The sequence below is a fragment of the Chelatococcus reniformis genome (genome assembly GCF_014640075.1).
In the GTDB taxonomy this organism is placed as follows: Bacteria; Pseudomonadota; Alphaproteobacteria; order Rhizobiales; family Beijerinckiaceae; genus Camelimonas; species Camelimonas reniformis.
In genome coordinates this window covers 181056-199454 of the sequence record NZ_BMGG01000002.1, presented here as the reverse complement: position 1 = coordinate 199454, position 18399 = coordinate 181056, and the positions used below count along the sequence as shown (strand labels likewise).

The following is an 18399-nucleotide window of genomic DNA, read 5'->3' as shown; positions in this document are numbered from 1 at the left end:
CCCCGCCGCTCAATCGAAATAAGCCGGCAGCTCGGCGAAGCGCGGCTGCGCCGCGTCCTTGGCCGACAGCAGGGCCGCATCGCCAGCGACCGGCCAGGCGATTCCCAGGTCCGGATCGTTCCAGCGCATCCCATGGTCGTGCGCCGCCGAATAATAGCCCGTCACCTTGTAGACCACCTCGGTGTCCGGTTCGAGCGTGCAAAAGCCGTGGGCAAAGCCGACCGGCACCCACAGCTGCCGCCAGTTCTGCGCCGACAGCTCCACCGCCACGTGCCGCCCATAGGTCGGCGAAGAGCGACGGAGGTCGACGGCGACGTCGAGGATGGCGCCGCGCACCACCCGCACCAGCTTGTCCTGGGCAAACGGAGCCGACTGGAAGTGCAGCCCCCGCACCGTGCCCACCGGCCCCGACAGCGAATGGTTGTCCTGCACGAAACCGCCGGCAATCCCCCCCTCCGCGAAGTCGCGCAGGTTGAAGGTCTCGCTGAAGAAGCCGCGATGGTCGCCGTGGCGCTTGGGGGTCACGACCTTGACGTCCGGGATGGCCGTCGCCTCAATGCTCACCATCGGCTCCTCTCCATGCGGCGCTATCGGGGGATGCTCGCGGCCCTCGGGCTCGCGCGCGTTGGACCTCGCCGGTCCGTCAGACGGCGATGCCGAGGCGTTCGCCCCGGTACGTGCCGGAGCGAACGCGCTCCCACCACGTGCGGTTGTCGAGATACCACCGCACGGTCTTGCGCAGGCCCGTTTCGAAGGTCTCGGCGGGCCGCCAGCCGAGCTCGCGCTCGATCTTGGCTGCGTCGATCGCGTAGCGCAGGTCGTGGCCCGGGCGATCGGTGACATAGGTGATCAGGCGCGACCGACTCTCGTTGCTGCGGTCCGGCGCCAATTCGTCCAGCAGCGCGCAGATCGCCGTCACGACGTCGATGTTGCGCCGCTCGTTCCAGCCGCCGATGTTGTAGCTCTCGCCCAGCCGCCCGCGCTCGGCCACGAGGATGAGGGCGGCGGCGTGGTCGTCGACGAACAGCCAGTCGCGGACGTTCTCCCCCTTGCCGTAGACCGGCAGCGGCTTGCCCTCGATGCCGTTGAGGATCATCAGCGGGATCAGCTTCTCGGGGAAGTGATACGGGCCATAGTTGTTGGAGCAGTTGGTGACCACCGTCGGCAGGCCGTAGGTGTGGTGCCAGGCCCGCACAAAGTGGTCGGACGCTGCCTTCGACGCCGAATAGGGGGAGTTGGGCTGGTAGGGCCACTCCTCATGGAAGAGGCCGTCGGACCCCAGCGTGCCATAGACCTCGTCCGTCGACACGTGATGGAAGCGGAAATCGTCACGCTTGGCGCCTGTCAGCGTGCGCCAATAGTCGAGCGACGCCTGCAGCAGCGCGAAGGTGCCGACGACGTTGGTCTCCACGAAGGCTGCCGGGCCGTCGATGGAGCGGTCGACATGGCTCTCGGCGGCCAGGTGCATCACCACGTCGGGCTGAAAGCGCTCCAGCGCGGCACGCATGGCGACGGCGTCACAGATGTCGGCCCTGAGGAAGCCATAGCGCGGCTCGTCCGCCACCGGCTTCAGCGAATCCAGATTGCCGGCGTAGGTCAGCTTGTCGACGACCAGCACATGGTGATCGGTAGCGCCCAAAAGCCGCCGTACCACGGCCGACCCGATGAAGCCCGCCCCGCCCGTCACCAGAAAACGCTTCGACATCATTGCTCCCGTTCGCGGGTCGCGGCTGAAGAGCCGCGACGGCGCGGTCGGCCAAAGAACGCGGATTGGGGTAGCTGAAAGCCTTGAGCAGCGCAACATCCGGGCCACTGCACCATCTCCATCCCCGCACCGCCCGAGCCTTGCCCCGCCGAGCCTTGCCCCGCCCGTCGGCTCCGTGCCCGCCGCTTTCGCCCTGCGGAGCTCCGGCCGCGATGCCGGCCCGTCCCGCCGCTCCCCGACCGGTCGCGCGTTGCGCGGCCGAAGCCGGCCATGCCGCGCACCCTCCGAATCCCTCGTCTTTGCGATGTACTTCAAAGGAGGTATGCCAACTTAAGTCAAATAATCCATCCGCTTTATTCAAATATGTCCTATATCGATAAAGCCGTAATACCTCAGTAGACGTGACGTTTACTATCTGCATACGTGACCCCGCATCGATATGCAGGCTACGCTCCGGTCTCAACTGAACGGCCTGCACACGGCGCGGTCGAAGAAGGGCCCATCTCCCATGCAGATTTGTGAACCTGGTGACCGCGCGCTGGTCGTCGGCGCCGGCTTCGCGGGCGCGGTCCACGCGCGCGTCCTCGCCGAAGCCGGCCTCGACGTGACCGTCATCGAGCGGCGGCCCCATGTGGCCGGCAACGCCTATGACGGCCCGGACGACCGCGGGGTGCGCGTCCATTGGTACGGTCCACATCTGTTCCATACGAACAATGCCAAGGTCGTCCGCTGGCTGGAGCGCTTCGGATCCTTCGTCCCCTACGAACACCGCGTCTCCGCCCGCGTCGATGACCGCCTGATCTCGTTTCCGGTCAACCGGCGGACCCTCGAGGAGATGTACGACGTCTCGCTGCCCACCGACGCGGCGGTCAGCAGCCTCCTGGACCGGCTGAGCATCGCGCACCCGTCGCCGCGCAACGCGGGCGAGTATCTGGAAAGCCGGCTGGGCCGCGAGATCACCGATCTGTTCTTCCGCCCCTACACCAAGAAAATGTGGGGCATGGAGCTCGAGGAGCTCGACGCCGCGGTGGTGAAGCGGATCCCCATCCGTCTCGACGGCGACGACCGCTACTTTCCCAATGATCGCTTCCAGCTGCTGCCGGCGCAGGGGTACACGCAGATCATCGCGCGCATGCTCGATCACGAGCGGATCAACGTCACGCTCGGGGCCGCGTTCGCGCCGGGGCAGGAGGACGCGTACGACTGCGCCTTCCTGTCGTGCCCGATCGACGAATATTTTGGATTTCGCTTCGGCGAACTGCCGTATCGCTCGATCCGGTTCCACCATCAGGCGTGGGCCGGCACGGCGCCGCCGACATCGGTCGTCAACTACACCGACGACGGCCCGCTCACACGCGAGACCTATTGGCACCTCCTGCCGGGCCACGACGCCGCGGGTTCAGCCACCAAAACACGGACCACCGAGGAGCCTTGCGACTACAAGGACAACGGGATGGAGCGCTACTACCCGGTGCGCGACGCCAAGGGCGAATTTGCAGCTCGCTACCGCCGCTACGCCGCCCTTGCCGAACACCGCCCCAGCGTGCGGTTCATCGGACGGTGCGGCACCTACACCTATCTCGACATGCACCAAGTCATTAACCAATCGCTGATGTCGGCCCATCAGGCGCTGGGCGCGGGCTACCAGAGCGACGCGGCCTAGGGCGCTTGCCGATCGCATGGCCCGCCCGATCGGAGGGACGCGCTCTAGATCAAAGGACTTGGAGCAGTAGCGGACGCTCCGTCCGGGCGCCGCCGCCCCACGCGCCCGCGGCCTGCGCACAGCGCAGCTTCCCCGATCGGGCACGCGCGCTATCATGGCAGCCGAAAACGGGAAAGCCAGGAGCCCCCCATGACCGCTACGGTCCGGCCGTCGCTGTTCACGCCGTTTCGCATCGGCCCCTACGATCTCGCGCACCGCATCGTCATGGCGCCGCTGACGCGCATGCGCGCAGGCCCAGGCAACGTGCCGCGTCCGCTCAATGCCGCGTATTACGGCCAGCGCGCGACCCCGGGTGGCCTGATCATCGCCGAGGCCTCTCAGGTGGCGGCGCACGGCCAGGGCGCGCCGGCCACGCCTGGCATCCACTCCCACGAGCAGCGCGATGGCTGGAAGGGCGTCGTCGACGCGGTGCACGCCAAGGGGGGCGTCATCTTCCTGCAGCTCTGGCACGTGGGGCGCATCTCGCACCGCTCCCACCAGCCGGGCGGCGGTCTGCCCATCGCCCCCTCCGCCGTACGGCCGGAGGGCAAGGGGATGAGCGCGGACTGGACGGCGCAGCCGTTCGAGACGCCGCGGGCGCTGGAAGGCGACGAGATCCCGGGCATCGTCGCGGCCTATCGAACAGCGGCAGACAACGCCAAGGCGGCCGGCTTCGACGGCGTCGAAATCCACAACGCCAACGGCTACCTCCTGGAGCAGTTCCTGCAATCGCGCACCAACCTGCGCACCGATGCCTACGGCGGCACGATCGAGAACCGCGCTCGCCTCCCGCTCGAGGTGGCGCGCGCCGTCTGCGACGTGTGGGGCGCCGACCGGGTCGGCATCCGCCTGTCGCCGTTCGGCGTTGCCAACGACAGCGGCGAGGCCGAGCCGATGCCGCTCTATAGTTACGTCATCGGCCAACTGGCCCCGCTCGGGCTCGCGTATCTGCATCTGATCGAGCCCCGCGCCAGCGGCGCCGGGCAACGCGAGGTGAACCATCAGAACGTGCCGCCGGGGGCCGAGACCTTCCGGCCCCTGTGGCCCGGCGTGCTGATGACCGCCGGCAACTTCACCGGTGACGCTGCGGAGGCCGCCGTCGCCCAGAACCACGCCGACGCCATCGCCTTCGGCCGCTATTTCATTTCCAACCCGGACCTGCCGGAGCGGCTGCGCATCGGCGCGCCGCTCACGCCCTACCATCGGCCGACGTTCTACGGTGGGGACGTGGCCGGCTATACCGACTATGCCGCCTACGCGGCCGAAGCAGCGGAGTAGCGCGCCGGCCGGGAGCCTGCTTCGGGCCCGGCCATGGACGCAAGCGTGGCTGTCGGCTCGGGCGGCGCCGCTGCCCGAGCCGTCTGTGGGCTGCGCTTTTTGCGGCCTAGCTGAAACAGTGCCGACTCCTGGCGCGTTAATCTCCCAAGGCGTACTCAACAGGGAGATAGCCATGGCCCACGCTCATATGGGCGGTCACGTCGCCGCCGACGAGACCGCCAACCTGATCGCGGCGAGCAAGGTCGAAGGCACAAGCGTCTACAACAGCGACGGCGATAGCATGGGCTCGATCTACGACGTCATGCTCGACAAGAGCTCGGGCCAGGTCGCCTATGCGCTCATGTCGTTCGGCGGCTTTCTGGGGATGGGCGAGAACTACCACCCGTTGCCCTGGCAGAAGCTGCACTATGATACCGGCCTCGGCGGTTACGTGGTCGACGAGAGCCCCGACCGGCTGAAGAAGGCCCCAACTATCACGCGGGACTATGCGCACGATCCGGGCTGGAGCCGCCGTGTCAACGACTACTACGGCGTGCCGATCTAGACACCGCCGGCCCAGTGGTTTCCCGCCCGCGTAGGGCGAGTGGACCTGCGCGCCAGCTCCGATGCTGTCGGAGCTGGCGTTCGCGCGACCGCGTCCCTCTGCGCCGCGTCGCGCCGATCCGCTTCCGCAAGTCGGCGGCGATGCCTATGCTGCGCCGCCGTTCCAGATGAGACGAGACTTCGATGACCCGATCCACCGCTGACAAGCGCGCTGCGTTCCGTGCCCTCCACGCGGCCGGATGCTTCGTCCTGCCCAACCCCTGGGACGTGGGCAGCGCGCGCATGCTGCAGCACCTGGGCTTCGCCGCCCTCGCCTCATCCAGTTCGGGCTTCGCCTGGACCGCGGGGCGCCCGGACTACGCCGTGACCCGCGCCGACGTGCTGGCGCATCTCACCGCGCTCTGTGCCGCAGTCGATCTGCCGGTGAACGCAGACTTCGAGTCCGGCTTCGCCACCGCTCCGGAGGGGGTGGCGGCGAGCGTGACGCTCGCCGTCGAGACAGGTGTCGCCGGCCTCTCCATCGAGGATCGCGATGTGGACGCGCCGGCGCAGATCTACGACAGGAGCTTGGCCGTGGAACGGATCCGTGCCGCTCGGGCCGCCATCGACGCCTCCGGCGCCGACGTCCTCCTGGTGGCGCGCACCGAAGGCCTGCTGCGCGACCCCAAGGCAATGGCTCCTGCCATCGACAAGCTCGTCGCCTTCGCCGAGGCCGGCGCCGACTGTCTCTTTGCGCCGGGCGTACGCGACAAAGCGGATATCGCGGCCATGGTTCGCGCCGTGGCGCCCAAGCCGCTCAATGTGCTGGTGATGGGCCCGGAGCTCGGGGTGGACGAACTGGCCGAGCTCGGCGTGCGCCGTATCAGCATCGGCGGAGGCCTCGCCCGGGTCGCCTGGGCCGGCGCGATCGCCGCAGCCGAGCAGATGAAGGCCGGCTCCTTCGCCGGCCTCGCCGGAGGCGCGTCGGGCAAGCGGCTGAACGACATGTTCGGCGGCCTCATTTAACGCTGGCTCAGCCCAGCAACTTGTCCAACGTGATCGGCAGGTCGCGCACGCGCTTGCCGGTCGCATGGAAGATCGCGTTGGCGACGGCCGCCGCCGTGCCGACGATGCCGATCTCCCCGAGGCCTTTCACCCCGAGATGGCCGAGCTTGTCCTCGTGCTCGTCGACGAACAGCACGTCGATGTCGCCGATGTCGGCGTTGACCGGCACGTGATACTCGGCATAGTTGTGATTCATCAGCCGGCCGAGATCGTGGTCGAACAGCCCTTCCTCGTGCAGCGCCATGCCCAGCCCCATGACGACGCCACCGAGGATCTGGCTGCGCGCCGTCTTGGGGTTGAGGATCTTGCCGCCGGCGACGGCGCTGACCAGACGCGGCACGCGCAGGACGCCCAGTTCCTCGTCCACGCGCACCTCGGCGAAGACCGCGGCGTGTGAATAGCTCGCATAGCGCCCGGCGAGCTTCTCGTCGGGGGTGAAGCTGGCTTCCTCTTCAAGATGGCCGAGGTCGCTCGCCCGCAGGACATCGGCAAGCGAGACGCCGCGGCCGGCATCGCCCGCGAGCGCGATCCGTCCGTCTGTGAAGGCGACCTCCTCCATCGCGGCCTGGGCCAGGGGCGAATTGGTCATCCGCCGCGCCCGGGCAAGCGCCTGCTCCTTCAGCTTGGCGCAGGCGAGGCTGACCGAGGCGCCGGCGGAGGCCGCGGTCCACGAGCCCCCTTCGACCGGATGAGCGGAGAGAGCGGAGTCGCCGATCCGCACGGTCACGCGCTCGAGCGGCAGGCCGAAGGCGTCCGCGGCGATCTGAGCAAGGATGGTGTAGGTGCCGGTGCCGATGTCGGACGATGCCGTGGACACCTCGAGCGCGCCGTCGGCCGACAAGATCGCCTTGGCCGTCACCGGCACCACCATCGCCTCCCACACGCCGGTCGCCATGCCGAAGCCGACCAGTTCGTTGCCCTCGCGCATGGAGCGCGGTGCCAGCTGCCGCCGCGACCAGCCGAAGCGCGCCGCGCCCTCCCGGTAGCAGAGCATCAGCGCCTTGCTGGAGTAAGGCTTGTCCGTGTTGCCATCGCGCTCCGAGAAGTTGCGGATGCGCAGCTCTAGCGGATCGATGCCGGCAGCATGGGCGAGTTCGTCCATGGCGGCCTCGAGCGCATAGACGCCGCTGGTTGCCCCCGGGGCGCGCATGTCGCAGGGCGTATTGGTGTTGAGCTTGGCGAGGGCGTAGCTCAACTTGGTATTGGCGCAGGCATAGAGCATGCCCGACCAATTGACGACCGCCTCCTGGTAGTCCTCGAAAGGCGACGTGCCCGAGACGGCATCGTGGTGCACGGCAAGCAGCTTGCCGTCGCGCCCACACGCCAGGGACACGGTCTGCTCCATGTGCGGGCGGTAGCCGAGGGCGAACATCTGCTCGCGCGTGAGGGTGACGCGCACCGAGCGCTCCAGTGCCAGGCTCGCCATGACGGCCAGCACCGCGCTCATGTTCGGCCGCAAGGCCGTGCCGAAGGCGCCGCCGACGTAGGCGTTGACCACCCGGATGTCGCCCTCCGGCAGGCCGAACACGCCGGCGAGATAGGCTTTGACGTTTTGGGAGCCTTGCGTCTTGTCGAAGACGAGCAGCTTGCCATCGTCGTTGCGGACCACGGTGGTCCCAAACATCTCCATGGGATTGTGATATTCCGGCGCCAGCACGTAGTCGGCGCTGATCTTGACCGGCGCGTCCGCGTAAGCCTGGGCGAAGTCGCCGCGCGGGGCTGGCGGCGGCGGGATGCCGGCGCGCTTCTCGGGGGGATCGTAGGCCGTTGCGCGCTCGCGCTTGAGATCGACGCGATGCTGCGTCACCTCATAGCGCGCCGTCACCAGCGAGGCGGCATCGCGCGCCGCTTCATAGGTCTCGGCCACGACGAGCGCGATCGGCTGCAGGGCGAAGTGTATCTCGTCACTACCGAATGGGCGGAACGGGTGGCCGGGCGGCGCCACCTCATCCTGCCAGGCCTTGTCCGCGGTCGCCGTGGCCGGCCGGTCGGCGTGGCTAAAAATGCGGATGACGCCCGGCATCTGGAGTGCCGCATCGGCCTCGATCGCCAGCACCCGACCGGCGGCGACGGCGCTCGACACGATGTAGCCGTATGCCAGCCCGGGCGCGTCGTATTCCGCCGCGTATTTCGCCCGTCCGGTGACCTTGAGGGGGCCGTCGACGCGCCGTGTCGGCCGGCCGACGAATCCGGGGGCTTGGCTGATCGCCGTGGGCGGCATGACCATTTCCTCCGTGCTGGTCCGCAGCGTTCAGGCGACGCGCTTGTCGCTCTGCGATTGAGGGGTACCGGCAACCGCCTGCGTCAGCGCCCTGACGATGGCGCGGCGGGCCAGCCCGAGCTTGAAGTCGTTGTCGCCGAAGCCCTGGGCGCCAGCGAGCAGCCGGTCGGCGAAGGCTTCGTAGGCGCGCCGCTCCGGCGCAGCCCCCGCAAGCAGCCCCTCGGCCTCCAGGTTGCGCCACGGCTTGGGGGCGACCCCGCCGAGCGCCACCCGCAGCTCATCAATACGGCCGGCATCGAGGCGCACGGCGGCCGCGACCGACACCAGCGCGAAGGCGTAGGACAGCCGGTCCCGCAGCTTGAGATAGGTGTAGTGGCGGCCGAAATCGGAGAACGGCACCTCGACGGCGGTGATCAGCTCGCCGCGCTCCAGCGTGTTGTCGAGGTCGGGGCGGTCGCCCGGCACGCGGTGGAAGTCGCTCAGGGCGATCTGCCGCTCGCCCGCCGGGCCGGTGACGTGCACGACGGCATTCAGAGCGGCTAGCGCCACGCACATGTCCGAAGGATGAGTCGCGATGCAGTGCTCGCTGGTGCCCAGGACCGCCAGGTTGCGATTGACCCCTGTCCTGGCCGGACAGCCGGTACCAGGCTCGCGCTTGTTGCAGGGCACGTGGGGGTCATAGAAGTAGAGGCAGCGCGTGCGCTGCAGCAGGTTGCCGCCGGTGGTAGCCGCGTTGCGCAGCTGCGCCGATGCGCCTGCCAGGATGGCGCTGGCGAGCAGCGGGAACCGTTGCGCGACCCGGACGTCATAGGCCGCGTCGGCGTTGGTCACGAGGGCGCCGAGCTTGAGGCCGCCGTCGGCGGTGTCCTCGATAGCGCGGAGCGGCAGACGATTGATATCGATCAGCCGCGACGGCTTGGCCACGTCGTACTTGAGGAGGTCGACCAGATTGGTGCCACCGGCGATCACCTGCGCGCCCGGCTTTGCCGCAAGCGCCTTCACCGCATCCGGCACGCTGGTGGGGCGCACGTAGTCGAAGCGGATCATCGCCCGCCCTCCCCGGCCGTGCCATCGCGGAGGACCTGCCAGACGGCGTCGGCAATGTTGCTGTAGGCGCCGCATCGGCAGAGGTTGCCGCTCATCAGCTCTCGCACCTCGTCCCGGCTGTGGGCGTGGCCCTCCGCGATCAGCCCCACCGCCGAGCAGATCTGGCCGGGCGTGCAATAGCCGCACTGGAAGGCGTCGTGATCCATGAAGGCATCCTGCAGCGGATGCAGCCCGCCGCCCGCCGTCGGCTCCAGGCTCGCGACGCCCTCGATCGTCGTGATCGCCCGGTCGTCGCAGGTCACCGCCAGCAGCAGGCAGGCGTTCACGCGCATTCCATCGAGCAGCACGGTACAGGCACCGCACTGGCCGTGGTCACAGCCCTTCTTGGTGCCGGTGAGACCCAGCCCTTCGCGCAGCAGGTCGAGCAGCGTCACCCAGGGCGCGACCTCGACGTCGTGCGGCGCACCATTGATCGCCAGTTTGACCCGGTACAATTCGCCTCGCTGCGAGGCATCGGTTCGCTGCAGCATGGCACAATCCTATGATGGGCATGGTGGCCGGAGGCGCGCGACATAGTTGATAATGATTCCAACGTCGAACCCGCGAGCCGCGGGTAAGTTCCGGCCGCGGCCGAGCAATCAGGGGGAGTAGATGACGACCGATGCGATACGCAGGATCGTGCTGATCACCGGAGGCTCGCGCGGCATCGGTGCGGCGGCGGCCGTGCAGGCGGCAGATGCGGGCTTCGATGTGGCCCTGTCCTACCGGAACGATGCGGACGCCGCGGGCCGGGTTGCCGCCGCCATCCGCGCCAGGGGCCGGCGGGCGCTGGCCGTGCAGGCGGACACCGGCCGGCCGGCCGACATCGCGCGGCTGTTCGCCGAGGTGGACGACGGCCTAGGCCGCATCACGGACCTCGTCAACAATGCCGGGGTCACGGGCCATGTCGGCCCGCTGGCGACGGCCGCGCCCGACATGATCGCCGAATGTATTCAGGTGAACGTGACCGGCGCGATTCTGGTCGCGCGCGAGGCGATCCCACGGCTGTCGATGCGCCAGGGCGGCGCCGGCGGCGCCATCGTCAACGTAGGGTCCGTGGCGGCCACGCTCGGCAGCCCCGGCGAGTTCGTCTGGTACGCGGCGAGCAAAGGCGCCATCGATTCCCTCACTATCGGGCTCAGCAAGGAGCTCGGGCCCGACGGCATCCGCGTCAACGCGGTGGCGCCGGGGCTGATCGACACGGAGATCCATGCGGCCGCCGGCGCTCGCGATCGGCTGGAGCGGCTCAAGAGCAGCGTTCCCATCGGCCGCGAGGGCAGCGCCGACGAGGTGGCGCGCACGATCGTGTTCCTGCTGTCGGACGCGGCGAGCTACGTCTCCGGCGCGGTGCTGCGTGTCGCCGGAGGGCGTTAGGGTGCGAGCAGCAGGAGCGTGCAGCGGTTCTGTGTCCGCAATCGCGTCGGAGCAACGAGAGAGGGCATGTCCGGCGAAAGGAATTCGCCGGACATGCCCTACCTAGACGTCGGCGAGGCCTAGCGCGCGCCGCACGAACCGGACCCGCTCCGCGACCGGCGTGCGCGGCAGCGCCAGCAACTCGTAGCCCAAGCGACCGTAGACCGCGGCCATGGCGTCGTGCGTGCGGGCAGCCTCGTCGAGGGACTGCTTGCGCTCGCCGTCCTGGACATAGATGTCCGCCCAGGGTGGCGCGATGAACACGCGGGCGTTGTACCGGTAGAGCTCACCCGCACGGCCCACATGGGCCGGCACCGGAAGGCCGCACAGTTCGAGATAGCCGATGACGTCCGGTACGCCGCGGTCGAACAGCACGGGGTGGGGCAACCGGTCTGCCTCGCGCCAGGACCGCATTTCCCAGGAGAGCATCAGCTCGGCGAATGCCGCGGAGTCGGCCCAGGGCAATGCTGCACCACCGATCGCCACCTGATCGCGGATGATGGCACGTCCGGCCTCCGGCATGACGGCGACACCCTCCGCGGCCAGCGCGTCGAGTAGCGTGCTCTTGCCGGAGCCGGGGCCCCCGGTGACGACAATGAAGCGCTCTGACCCGTTCACGGTTCCTCCTTGGCGTTGCGGCCTGACGTCCGATGGCTCGCGCGTCCGAGCCTGACTGGATGGGGATGGCTGCTCCATATCCTGCAGCGGCGCTCGCGCCGAGTGCATTTCCCGATCGGATGGAACGATCTGATCGGGATGTTCCAAGTCGTTCGATCTGGAGCGGCGCTCGGACAGGAGCGATGTGCGCCGGCCAGCCCCCAGCCAGAACATCGGATACCGCTCACCTCGATAAGTATTCATCTACCCGATGCGAAGCTGTAGCTTACATTGAGCGGGACGGCGCGAAGGGCGCGGTAGCGAGCAAGGCGGTGGTCGTATAGCCGCAGCTCTGAGCGTCGCGCGCGGGCCTGTCATCCGCCTTGCCGGCACGTCACCTTCCTGCCTGTTCAACGTCCGAACGAGGTGCGCCGCACAGGGTCGGGACGGTCCCTCGTCAGAAGAGATGCGCCCGCGGGCCGCGCACTTGCCGTTGGACAGCCAACGAGCACTTTGCCATACTGCCAAGATAAAGTTTTCTGCCGTCGGAAGGCAGGCCTTTCGTTGGACAGAATTGAGACGATTTGGCATGCTGTCGAGATAAGAATGGCTCATGAAGTGAGCGTTGTTGCGCGACGGCACGCTGTTCGCGGGAGGGACCAAGCTGTGCGCACGCAGATGCTCATCTGGACAGGCGGGCTGGTGGCACTCCTCTCTCTTGTGGGGGTGCCGACCGGCTCGACCGCGGCGGAATTTCAAGGTGCCTGGCTCGAGCAGGGCGGCACCTGCCAAGACGTCTTCGTGTCCACTGGCAAGGGGCTCGCCTTCAAGCCGAGTGCGAGCGCCTTCACCGCCGCTTTCATCATCGCCGGGAACCGCCTCCAGACGCCGCTCGCATCGTGCGCAATCAAGGCGACGAAACGGTCGGGCGACCGGCGCGTGCTTGATCTCGCTTGCACCAACGCCGTCGCCAGCGAAGAGATGAAGGCCATCCTGGCGTCTCGTTCCGCTGCCGAATTGCGGCGTTACACAAGCCTCACGGACACTGTCGGGAGCAGCTATCGAAAATGCGGTGCTGCGGATGTGCGGCGCTAGTCTGGAAGCGGGCAAATTAGCCTCTGCAATAAGAAGGAGGGGAAGCGATGTCGTCGCAAGCAGTTGAGCATCACGATCTCGGCGACGAGACCTTCATGTCAGCCGATGACCTCCGTCACTACATGCAGGAAATGCAGATGGCGAAGGCGGCCCAGTTCGTCTCCGCCATGGATCGGGCCGACAGGGCGCGGGCCGAGCTTGCGAAGACCTTGGCACAGCCCATCGACGCGACGCCCGAGCGACTGCGTGAGATCGTGCACAATCTGATGGCGCGCCTGCGCAGCGCCGCCCAGCGCGGCGACACCGAGCTCATGGTGATGCGCTTCCCCAACGATCTGTGCTCGGACAAGGGGCGTGCCATCAACAACTCGGAGTCTGGCTGGCCGGACACGCTGACGGGGCGCCCGCGCCAGGCCTATGAGCTCTGGCGGGACCAGCTGCAGCCCGCGAACTTCAAGCTGAAGGCGATCATCATGGACTGGCCGGGGGGCCTGCCCGGCGACATCGGCTTCTTTCTCCACTGGGACTGACGGCCTACTAAGGGAGGGCGCGCCATGGACATGCCGGTGCCACTGTCGCGCAAAGCCTATGCGCGCAAGCTCGAGGAGCTCCATATCGAGCTGGTGAAGCTGCAACTCTGGGCGAAGCACACGGGCGCCAAGGTGTGCATCGTCTTCGAGGGGCGGGACGGCGCCGGCAAGGGCGGTGTCATCAAGGCGATCATGGAACGGGTGAGCCCCAGGGTCTTTCGCGTGGTGGCGCTGCCGCCGCCGACCGACCGGGAAAAGTCCCAGATGTTTATCCAGCGCTACCTGCCGCTGTTCCCGGCCGCGGGTGAGATCATGATCTTCGACCGCTCCTGGTACAACCGCGCCGGTGTCGAGCGCGTCATGGGCTTCACCAGCGACGAGCAGGTGCAGAAGTTTCTCCGCGGAACGCCCCTCGTCGAGCGCGCCGCGGTGGAGTCGGGCATCATCATGCTCAAATACTGGCTCGAGGTTTCGGAAGAAGAACAGACCCGGCGGATGAAGGATCGCATCGACGATCCGCGCAAGGTGTGGAAGCTCTCGCCGATGGACCTGGAATCCTACTCACGCTGGTACGACTACGCGCGGGCCCGCGACGAGATGTTCGCGGCAACCGATACGGAGTGGGCGCCCTGGTTTGTGGCGCGATCAGACAATAAGAAGCGCGCGCGGCTCAACATTATTTCGCATCTCCTTAGTCACATTCCATACAAGGAGGTGCCGCGCGAGGACATCAAGCTGCCCAAGCGCCAGAAGCCTGGGGGCTACAAGGAGGCGGACTACGCCAGGCACAAGGTGCCGGAATTGTATTGACGGCCCTATCGCCCGGCTCCAGGTTCTGGCCGGTCGCTAAAGCCAAGTTCAAGCCGCCCGCTCGTGGCCAACAAGGAAAATCCCATGTCCCGCGAATGGACTGCCGCCGGGCTAACGACACTGTTGACGGCTCTCCTCATATTGGCGCCGGGGCTCGAACGCGCGCTGGGTCAGACGCCTGCCAGCGTGCGCGTCGGCACGGTGATCGCGACCAGACAGCCGGTGACCAAGGCATTGGACTTCGTCGGGCGCGTCGAAGCGGTGGAGCGCGTCGAGGTCAGGGCCCGGGTCACCGGCTTTATCGACGCCGTGTTGTTCAAGGAAGGCGACAAGGTCGAGGCCGGCGCCTCCCTCTACCGCCTGGAGAAGCCGCCGTTCGTGGCGGCCGTCGAGCAGGCGCAGGGCGCACTGCTCAAGGCCAACGGCCAGGTGATGAACGCCTCGGCCCAGCGCAAGCGGGCCGAAGAGCTGCTGCGCAGCCAGTCGGGTTCGGCTGCCGTGCGCGATCAGCGGGTGGCGGAGGAGGAGACCGCAAAAGGCGATGCCGCCATCGCCCAGGCCTCGCTCGAAACGGCGAAAATCAACCTCGGCTACACCGACATCACGGCACCGATCGCCGGCGTCATCGGCCGCACCAAGGCAACCAAGGGCAACGTCGTCGGGCCCGAGAGCGGCCCGCTCGCCACCATCGTCAGCCAGGATCCGATGTATGTCGTCATTCCGGTGAGCCAGCGGGAGTTTCTCGACATCCAGGCGGACGAGCGGCGGGCGGCCGGCGAAGCGCTCGGCGTCAAGATCTCGTTCTCCAACGGTGCGACCTACGACAAGCCTGGCCGGATCAACTTCATCGACACCAGTGTCGATCGCGGCACCGATACGGTCGCCGTGCGGGCCAGCGTGCCCAATCCCTCGGGCACGCTGATCGACGGCCAGCTCGTGCGCGCCCAGATCGCTGGCACCAAGGCCGAGGAAGCCGTCCTTGTCCCGCAGGCTGCGTTAATTGCCGACCAGCAGGGCGTCTATGTATTCGTCGTCGAGGACGGCAAGGCAGTCGTGCGGCGGGTCGCGCTCGCCGGCGAGCGCGGCGCCAACGCTATCATTCAATCCGGATTGAACGGCGGCGAGCAGGTCGTGGTCGAGGGCGTGGAGGGCCTACGGCCCGGCACGCCGGTGACGGCGAGCCCCGTCACCCCCCTCGCCTCGCGGAGCTGACGCCTTGCTCTCCTCCGTCTTCGTCGACCGGCCTCGGCTCGCGGTCGTCATCGCGCTGGTCACCGTCATTGCCGGCATCGTGTCGCTGCTGTCGATCCCCATCGCCCAGTATCCGGACATCGTGCCGCCGCAGGTGTCCGTGTCGACGACATACCCCGGCGCCTCGGCTGCCGTCGTCGAGTCGACCATCGGCCAGCCCCTGGAGAGCGAGGTCGTCGGCGTCGACAAGATGATCTACATGAAGAGCGTCAACGGCAATGACGGCAGCTATTCGCTGCTCGTGTCGTTCGAGCTCGGCACCGACCCCGACATCAACACGGTCAACGTCAACAATCGCGTGCAGGTGGCGCTCTCGAAGCTGCCGGAGGACGTGCGGCGCCAGGGCGTGCGCGTCAAGAAGCAGTCGTCGGCGCTGCTCGGCGTGATCGCGCTTTATGCGCCGAAGGGCAACTACGACGAATTGTTCATCTCCAACTACGCCACCATCAATCTGCTCGATGACATCAAGAGCACGCCCGGCATCGGCGATGCCAAACTGTTCGGCGCGCAGGACTATGCCATCCGCGTGTGGGTGCAGACCGACCGGCTGACCGGCCTCGGGCTCACCAGCAGCGACATCACCAATGCCATCGGCGGGCAGAACGTGCAGGCGGCGGTCGGCCGCATCGGCGCCCGGCCGATCTCCGACGATCAGCAGCTCCAGCTCAACATCCAGACCAAGGGACGACTGACCTCGATCCCCGAATTCGAGAAGATCGTCGTCCGCACCAACCCGGACGGCTCGGTGCTGCGGCTCTCCGACGTGGCCCGCGTCGAGCTCGGCGCCTCCAACCTCGACCGTTCGACCCGCCTCAACGGCCAGGCGGCGACACTCATCGGCATTTACCAAAGCCCCGGCGCCAACGCTCTCACCGCCCTGGATGCCGTGAAGAAGCGCATGGACGAGGCGGCCAAGTCATTCCCGGACGGCCTCGCCTGGAAGGTCACCTACGACCCGACCACGTTCGTCAAGGCAACGATCGAGGTGGTCCAGCACACCCTGCTGGAAGCCTTCGCGCTCGTCGTGCTCGTCGTCTTCCTGTTCCTCGGCAACTTCCGCGCCACGCTGATCCCCACCGTCGCGGTGCCGGTCAGCCTGATCGGCACCTTCGTCGTGCTCAACGCCATCGGCTATTCGGCCAACACCGTGTCGCTGCTCGCCCTGGTGCTGGCCATCGGCATCGTCGTCGATGACGCGATCGTCGTGGTGGAGGCGGTGGAGGCGAAGATGGAGGAGCGGCCGGACCTCACGCCGGCCGAAGCCACCAAGGAGGCGATGAAGACCATCACCGCCCCCATCATCGCCATCACCCTCGTGCTGCTGTCGGTGTTCGTGCCGGTCGCCTTCATTCCGGGCATCTCCGGGGAGCTCTTCCGGCAGTTCGCCGTCACCGTCGCCGTCGCCATGTTCCTGTCGGCGATCAACGCGTTGACGCTGTCGCCGGCGCTATGCGCCATCCTGCTGAAACCCCACCATGGGCCCCGGCGCGGGCCGATCGGTGCCCTCATGCGCGGCATCGACTGGGTGCGGGACCGCTATGGCGCCGTCGTCGCCCGGCTCGTGCGCATTTCCATCCTCGGCCTGGTGCTGGTCGCGGCCGCGCTGGGCGGCACCTATGCCCTCGCCCGCATCACGCCCACCGGCTTTCTGCCGGAGGAGGACCAGGGCGCCTTCTTCGTCGTCGTGCAGTTGCCTGACGGCGCCTCGATCGGCCGCTCCGGCGAGGCCATCGCGCAGGTCGAGGCGATCCTCAAGCAAGAGGAGGCCATTGCCGATTACTCCTCGATCATCGGCCTCAACTTCGTCGACAACTACTCGCAGCCCAACGCCGGCTTCATCATCGTCACCCTGAAGCCGTTCGCGGAACGGGAGGATCCCTCCGCGACGGCGCCGGCGGTGATCGCCCGGCTCGGCCAGAAGTTCGCGGCAGTGCGCGGGGCCCGCGCCCTGCCGTTGGCGCCGCCACCGATCATCGGCCTCGGCACCGGCGGCGGCTTCAGCTACGTGGTGCAGGACGTCGCCGGCGGCGATCCCAAGGCCATGGCCCAGGCGTTGCGCGGACTGTTGATCGCCGCCAACCAGGATCCGCGGCTGACGCGCGTGTTCAGCACCTTTTCCGCGACGACGCCGTCGGTGTTCCTCGACATCGACCGCGACAAGGCCCAGATCCTCGGGGTCTCCACCAGCAGCATCTTCCAGGCGCTGCAGGCCTCGCTTGGCGGCATCTACGTCAACGACGTCAACCTGTTCGGCCGCACCTGGCAGGTGCAGGTGCAGGCCGAGGCACAGGACCGCAAGTCGGTCGACGACATCAACCGCATCAACGTGCGCAGTGCCTCGGGCGAGATGGTGCCCATGCGCAGCCTCGCCGAAGCCCGCGTCATCGTCGGCCCCCAGGCCTTGATCCGCTACAACAACCGCCTCGCGGTGACGGTGCAGGGCAGCCCTGCCCCGGGCGTCTCGTCGGGCCAGGCCCTGCGGGCCATGGACGAGGTGGCGGCCAAGGCGCTGCCTGCCGGCTACCGCGGCGCCTGGACGGACGTCTCCTTCCAGGAGAAGCGGGCCGAAGGGCAGACCACCGTCATCCTCGGCTTCGCGCTGCTCTTCGCGTACCTGTTCCTCGTGGCGCTCTACGAGAGCTGGACCATACCCGTGCCCGTCCTGCTATCCGTCGCCGTCGGCATCGTCGGCGCGTTCGCCTCGATCGTGCTCGCCGGGCTGACGCTCGATCTCTATGCCCAGATCGGCATGGTCGTGCTCATCGGGCTCGCTGCGAAGAACGGCATCCTCATCGTCGAGTTCGCCAAGGAGCGGCGCGAACACGGCGTGCCGCTGCTCGAGGCGGCGACCGAAGGTGCGCGGCTACGCTTCCGGCCGGTGATGATGACGTCGTTCGCCTTCATCCTCGGCCTGCTGCCGCTGGTCATCGGGACGGGAGCGGCCATGCTGGCGCGACGCAACGTCAGCACGCCGGTGTTCGGTGGCATGATCGCCGCGTCGTTCATCGGCATCTTCGTCATCCCGGCGCTCTACGTGACCTTCCAAAGCCTGCGCGAGCGGCTCAAGGGCAAGCACAAGCAGATCAAGCCCGAGACGCCGGCTGCGCCCAGCACGCCACACTGA

At 67.7% G+C, this 18399-nt stretch carries 16 protein-coding genes; 10 read left to right on the top strand and 6 right to left on the bottom strand.

Annotated elements, in window-relative coordinates; translation table 11 throughout:
- Positions 1-9: 9 nt before the first annotated feature.
- Both rfbC and rfbB read right to left on the bottom strand, forming a co-directional pair.
- Complete coding sequence (gene rfbC / locus IEW34_RS05505) at positions 10-567, bottom strand: dTDP-4-dehydrorhamnose 3,5-epimerase (protein ID WP_188608157.1); 558 nt, start codon at positions 565-567, stop codon at positions 10-12.
- A 76-nt stretch (positions 568-643) separates the two neighbouring features.
- The gene (rfbB, locus tag IEW34_RS05500) at positions 644-1705 is read right to left on the bottom strand and encodes a dTDP-glucose 4,6-dehydratase (RefSeq protein ID WP_188608156.1); all 1062 of its coding nucleotides are present in this window, start codon (positions 1703-1705) and stop codon (positions 644-646) included.
- 508 nt (positions 1706-2213) lie between these two features.
- Between rfbB and IEW34_RS05495 the strand changes: the two genes are divergently transcribed.
- From IEW34_RS05495 to IEW34_RS05480, 4 genes are all read left to right on the top strand, one after another.
- Positions 2214-3368, top strand: a complete 1155-nt coding sequence (locus IEW34_RS05495; RefSeq protein ID WP_188608155.1) for an FAD-dependent oxidoreductase — start codon at positions 2214-2216, stop codon at positions 3366-3368.
- Between the two features lie 189 nt (positions 3369-3557).
- Positions 3558-4685 (top strand): alkene reductase, encoded by a 1128-nt coding sequence (locus IEW34_RS05490; RefSeq protein ID WP_188608154.1) that lies wholly within the window; start codon positions 3558-3560, stop codon positions 4683-4685.
- A gap of 172 nt (positions 4686-4857) precedes the next feature.
- Entirely contained in the window at positions 4858-5229 is a 372-nt protein-coding gene (locus IEW34_RS05485) for a PRC-barrel domain-containing protein (protein WP_188608153.1), read from the top strand.
- Positions 5230-5411: 182 nt separating this feature from the next.
- Positions 5412-6233 carry an isocitrate lyase/PEP mutase family protein gene (locus tag IEW34_RS05480; protein ID WP_188608152.1) on the top strand — a complete coding sequence of 274 codons (822 nt, stop codon included), beginning with the start codon at positions 5412-5414 and terminating at the stop codon, positions 6231-6233.
- A 7-nt stretch (positions 6234-6240) separates the two neighbouring features.
- Here the strand turns inward: IEW34_RS05480 and IEW34_RS05475 are convergent, their stop codons facing one another.
- Genes IEW34_RS05475 through IEW34_RS05465 form a run of 3 tightly spaced genes read right to left on the bottom strand, consistent with a single transcriptional unit; the run spans position 6241 to position 10070 of the window.
- Positions 6241-8493 carry a xanthine dehydrogenase family protein molybdopterin-binding subunit gene (locus IEW34_RS05475; RefSeq protein WP_188608151.1) on the bottom strand — a complete coding sequence of 751 codons (2253 nt, stop codon included), beginning with the start codon at positions 8491-8493 and terminating at the stop codon, positions 6241-6243.
- Between the two features lie 30 nt (positions 8494-8523).
- Positions 8524-9540, bottom strand: a complete 1017-nt coding sequence (locus tag IEW34_RS05470) for an FAD binding domain-containing protein (RefSeq protein WP_188608150.1) — start codon at positions 9538-9540, stop codon at positions 8524-8526.
- On the bottom strand, positions 9537-10070 hold the full coding sequence (locus IEW34_RS05465; protein ID WP_188608149.1) for a (2Fe-2S)-binding protein: 534 nt from the start codon (positions 10068-10070) through the stop codon (positions 9537-9539). The genes IEW34_RS05470 and IEW34_RS05465 overlap by 4 nt, the downstream gene beginning before the upstream one ends.
- Positions 10071-10191: 121 nt before the next feature.
- On the opposite strand from IEW34_RS05465, the gene IEW34_RS05460 reads away from it, so the two are divergent.
- Positions 10192-10953 (top strand): SDR family oxidoreductase, encoded by a 762-nt coding sequence (locus tag IEW34_RS05460; RefSeq protein WP_188608148.1) that lies wholly within the window; start codon positions 10192-10194, stop codon positions 10951-10953.
- A 102-nt stretch (positions 10954-11055) separates the two neighbouring features.
- On the opposite strand, the gene IEW34_RS05455 is transcribed toward IEW34_RS05460, so the two are convergent.
- Positions 11056-11610, bottom strand: a complete 555-nt coding sequence (locus IEW34_RS05455) for an AAA family ATPase (RefSeq protein ID WP_244641805.1) — start codon at positions 11608-11610, stop codon at positions 11056-11058.
- 645 nt (positions 11611-12255) lie between these two features.
- On the opposite strand from IEW34_RS05455, the gene IEW34_RS05450 reads away from it, so the two are divergent.
- The 5 genes from IEW34_RS05450 to IEW34_RS05430 all read left to right on the top strand — a co-directional run bounded on the left by IEW34_RS05450 (position 12256) and on the right by IEW34_RS05430 (position 18399).
- Positions 12256-12684, top strand: coding sequence for a hypothetical protein (locus IEW34_RS05450; RefSeq protein ID WP_188608147.1), 429 nt, complete (start codon positions 12256-12258; stop codon positions 12682-12684).
- Between the two features lie 47 nt (positions 12685-12731).
- Entirely contained in the window at positions 12732-13214 is a 483-nt protein-coding gene (locus tag IEW34_RS05445; RefSeq protein WP_188608146.1) for a hypothetical protein, read from the top strand.
- A 24-nt stretch (positions 13215-13238) separates the two neighbouring features.
- Positions 13239-14024: a polyphosphate kinase 2 gene (ppk2, locus tag IEW34_RS05440; RefSeq protein WP_188608145.1), complete on the top strand. Its 786-nt coding sequence runs from the start codon at positions 13239-13241 to the stop codon at positions 14022-14024.
- An 84-nt stretch (positions 14025-14108) separates the two neighbouring features.
- Positions 14109-15236 (top strand): efflux RND transporter periplasmic adaptor subunit, encoded by a 1128-nt coding sequence (locus tag IEW34_RS05435; protein ID WP_188608144.1) that lies wholly within the window; start codon positions 14109-14111, stop codon positions 15234-15236.
- Between the two features lie 4 nt (positions 15237-15240).
- Positions 15241-18399 (top strand): efflux RND transporter permease subunit, encoded by a 3159-nt coding sequence (locus tag IEW34_RS05430; RefSeq protein WP_188608143.1) that lies wholly within the window; start codon positions 15241-15243, stop codon positions 18397-18399.

What these genes read in the sequence shown, in the direction of transcription:
- rfbC (WP_188608157.1), bottom strand. Translation starts at nt 567, where the DNA reads ATGGTGAGCATTGAGGCGACGGCCATCCCGGACGTCAAGGTCGTGACC.
- rfbB (WP_188608156.1), bottom strand. Translation starts at nt 1,705, where the DNA reads ATGTCGAAGCGTTTTCTGGTGACGGGCGGGGCGGGCTTCATCGGGTCG.
- IEW34_RS05495 (WP_188608155.1), top strand. Translation starts at nt 2,214, where the DNA reads ATGCAGATTTGTGAACCTGGTGACCGCGCGCTGGTCGTCGGCGCCGGC.
- IEW34_RS05490 (WP_188608154.1), top strand. Translation starts at nt 3,558, where the DNA reads ATGACCGCTACGGTCCGGCCGTCGCTGTTCACGCCGTTTCGCATCGGC.
- IEW34_RS05485 (WP_188608153.1), top strand. Translation starts at nt 4,858, where the DNA reads ATGGCCCACGCTCATATGGGCGGTCACGTCGCCGCCGACGAGACCGCC.
- IEW34_RS05480 (WP_188608152.1), top strand. Translation starts at nt 5,412, where the DNA reads ATGACCCGATCCACCGCTGACAAGCGCGCTGCGTTCCGTGCCCTCCAC.
- IEW34_RS05475 (WP_188608151.1), bottom strand. Translation starts at nt 8,493, where the DNA reads ATGCCGCCCACGGCGATCAGCCAAGCCCCCGGATTCGTCGGCCGGCCG.
- IEW34_RS05470 (WP_188608150.1), bottom strand. Translation starts at nt 9,540, where the DNA reads ATGATCCGCTTCGACTACGTGCGCCCCACCAGCGTGCCGGATGCGGTG.
- IEW34_RS05465 (WP_188608149.1), bottom strand. Translation starts at nt 10,070, where the DNA reads ATGCTGCAGCGAACCGATGCCTCGCAGCGAGGCGAATTGTACCGGGTC.
- IEW34_RS05460 (WP_188608148.1), top strand. Translation starts at nt 10,192, where the DNA reads ATGACGACCGATGCGATACGCAGGATCGTGCTGATCACCGGAGGCTCG.
- IEW34_RS05445 (WP_188608146.1), top strand. Translation starts at nt 12,732, where the DNA reads ATGTCGTCGCAAGCAGTTGAGCATCACGATCTCGGCGACGAGACCTTC.
- ppk2 (WP_188608145.1), top strand. Translation starts at nt 13,239, where the DNA reads ATGGACATGCCGGTGCCACTGTCGCGCAAAGCCTATGCGCGCAAGCTC.
- IEW34_RS05435 (WP_188608144.1), top strand. Translation starts at nt 14,109, where the DNA reads ATGTCCCGCGAATGGACTGCCGCCGGGCTAACGACACTGTTGACGGCT.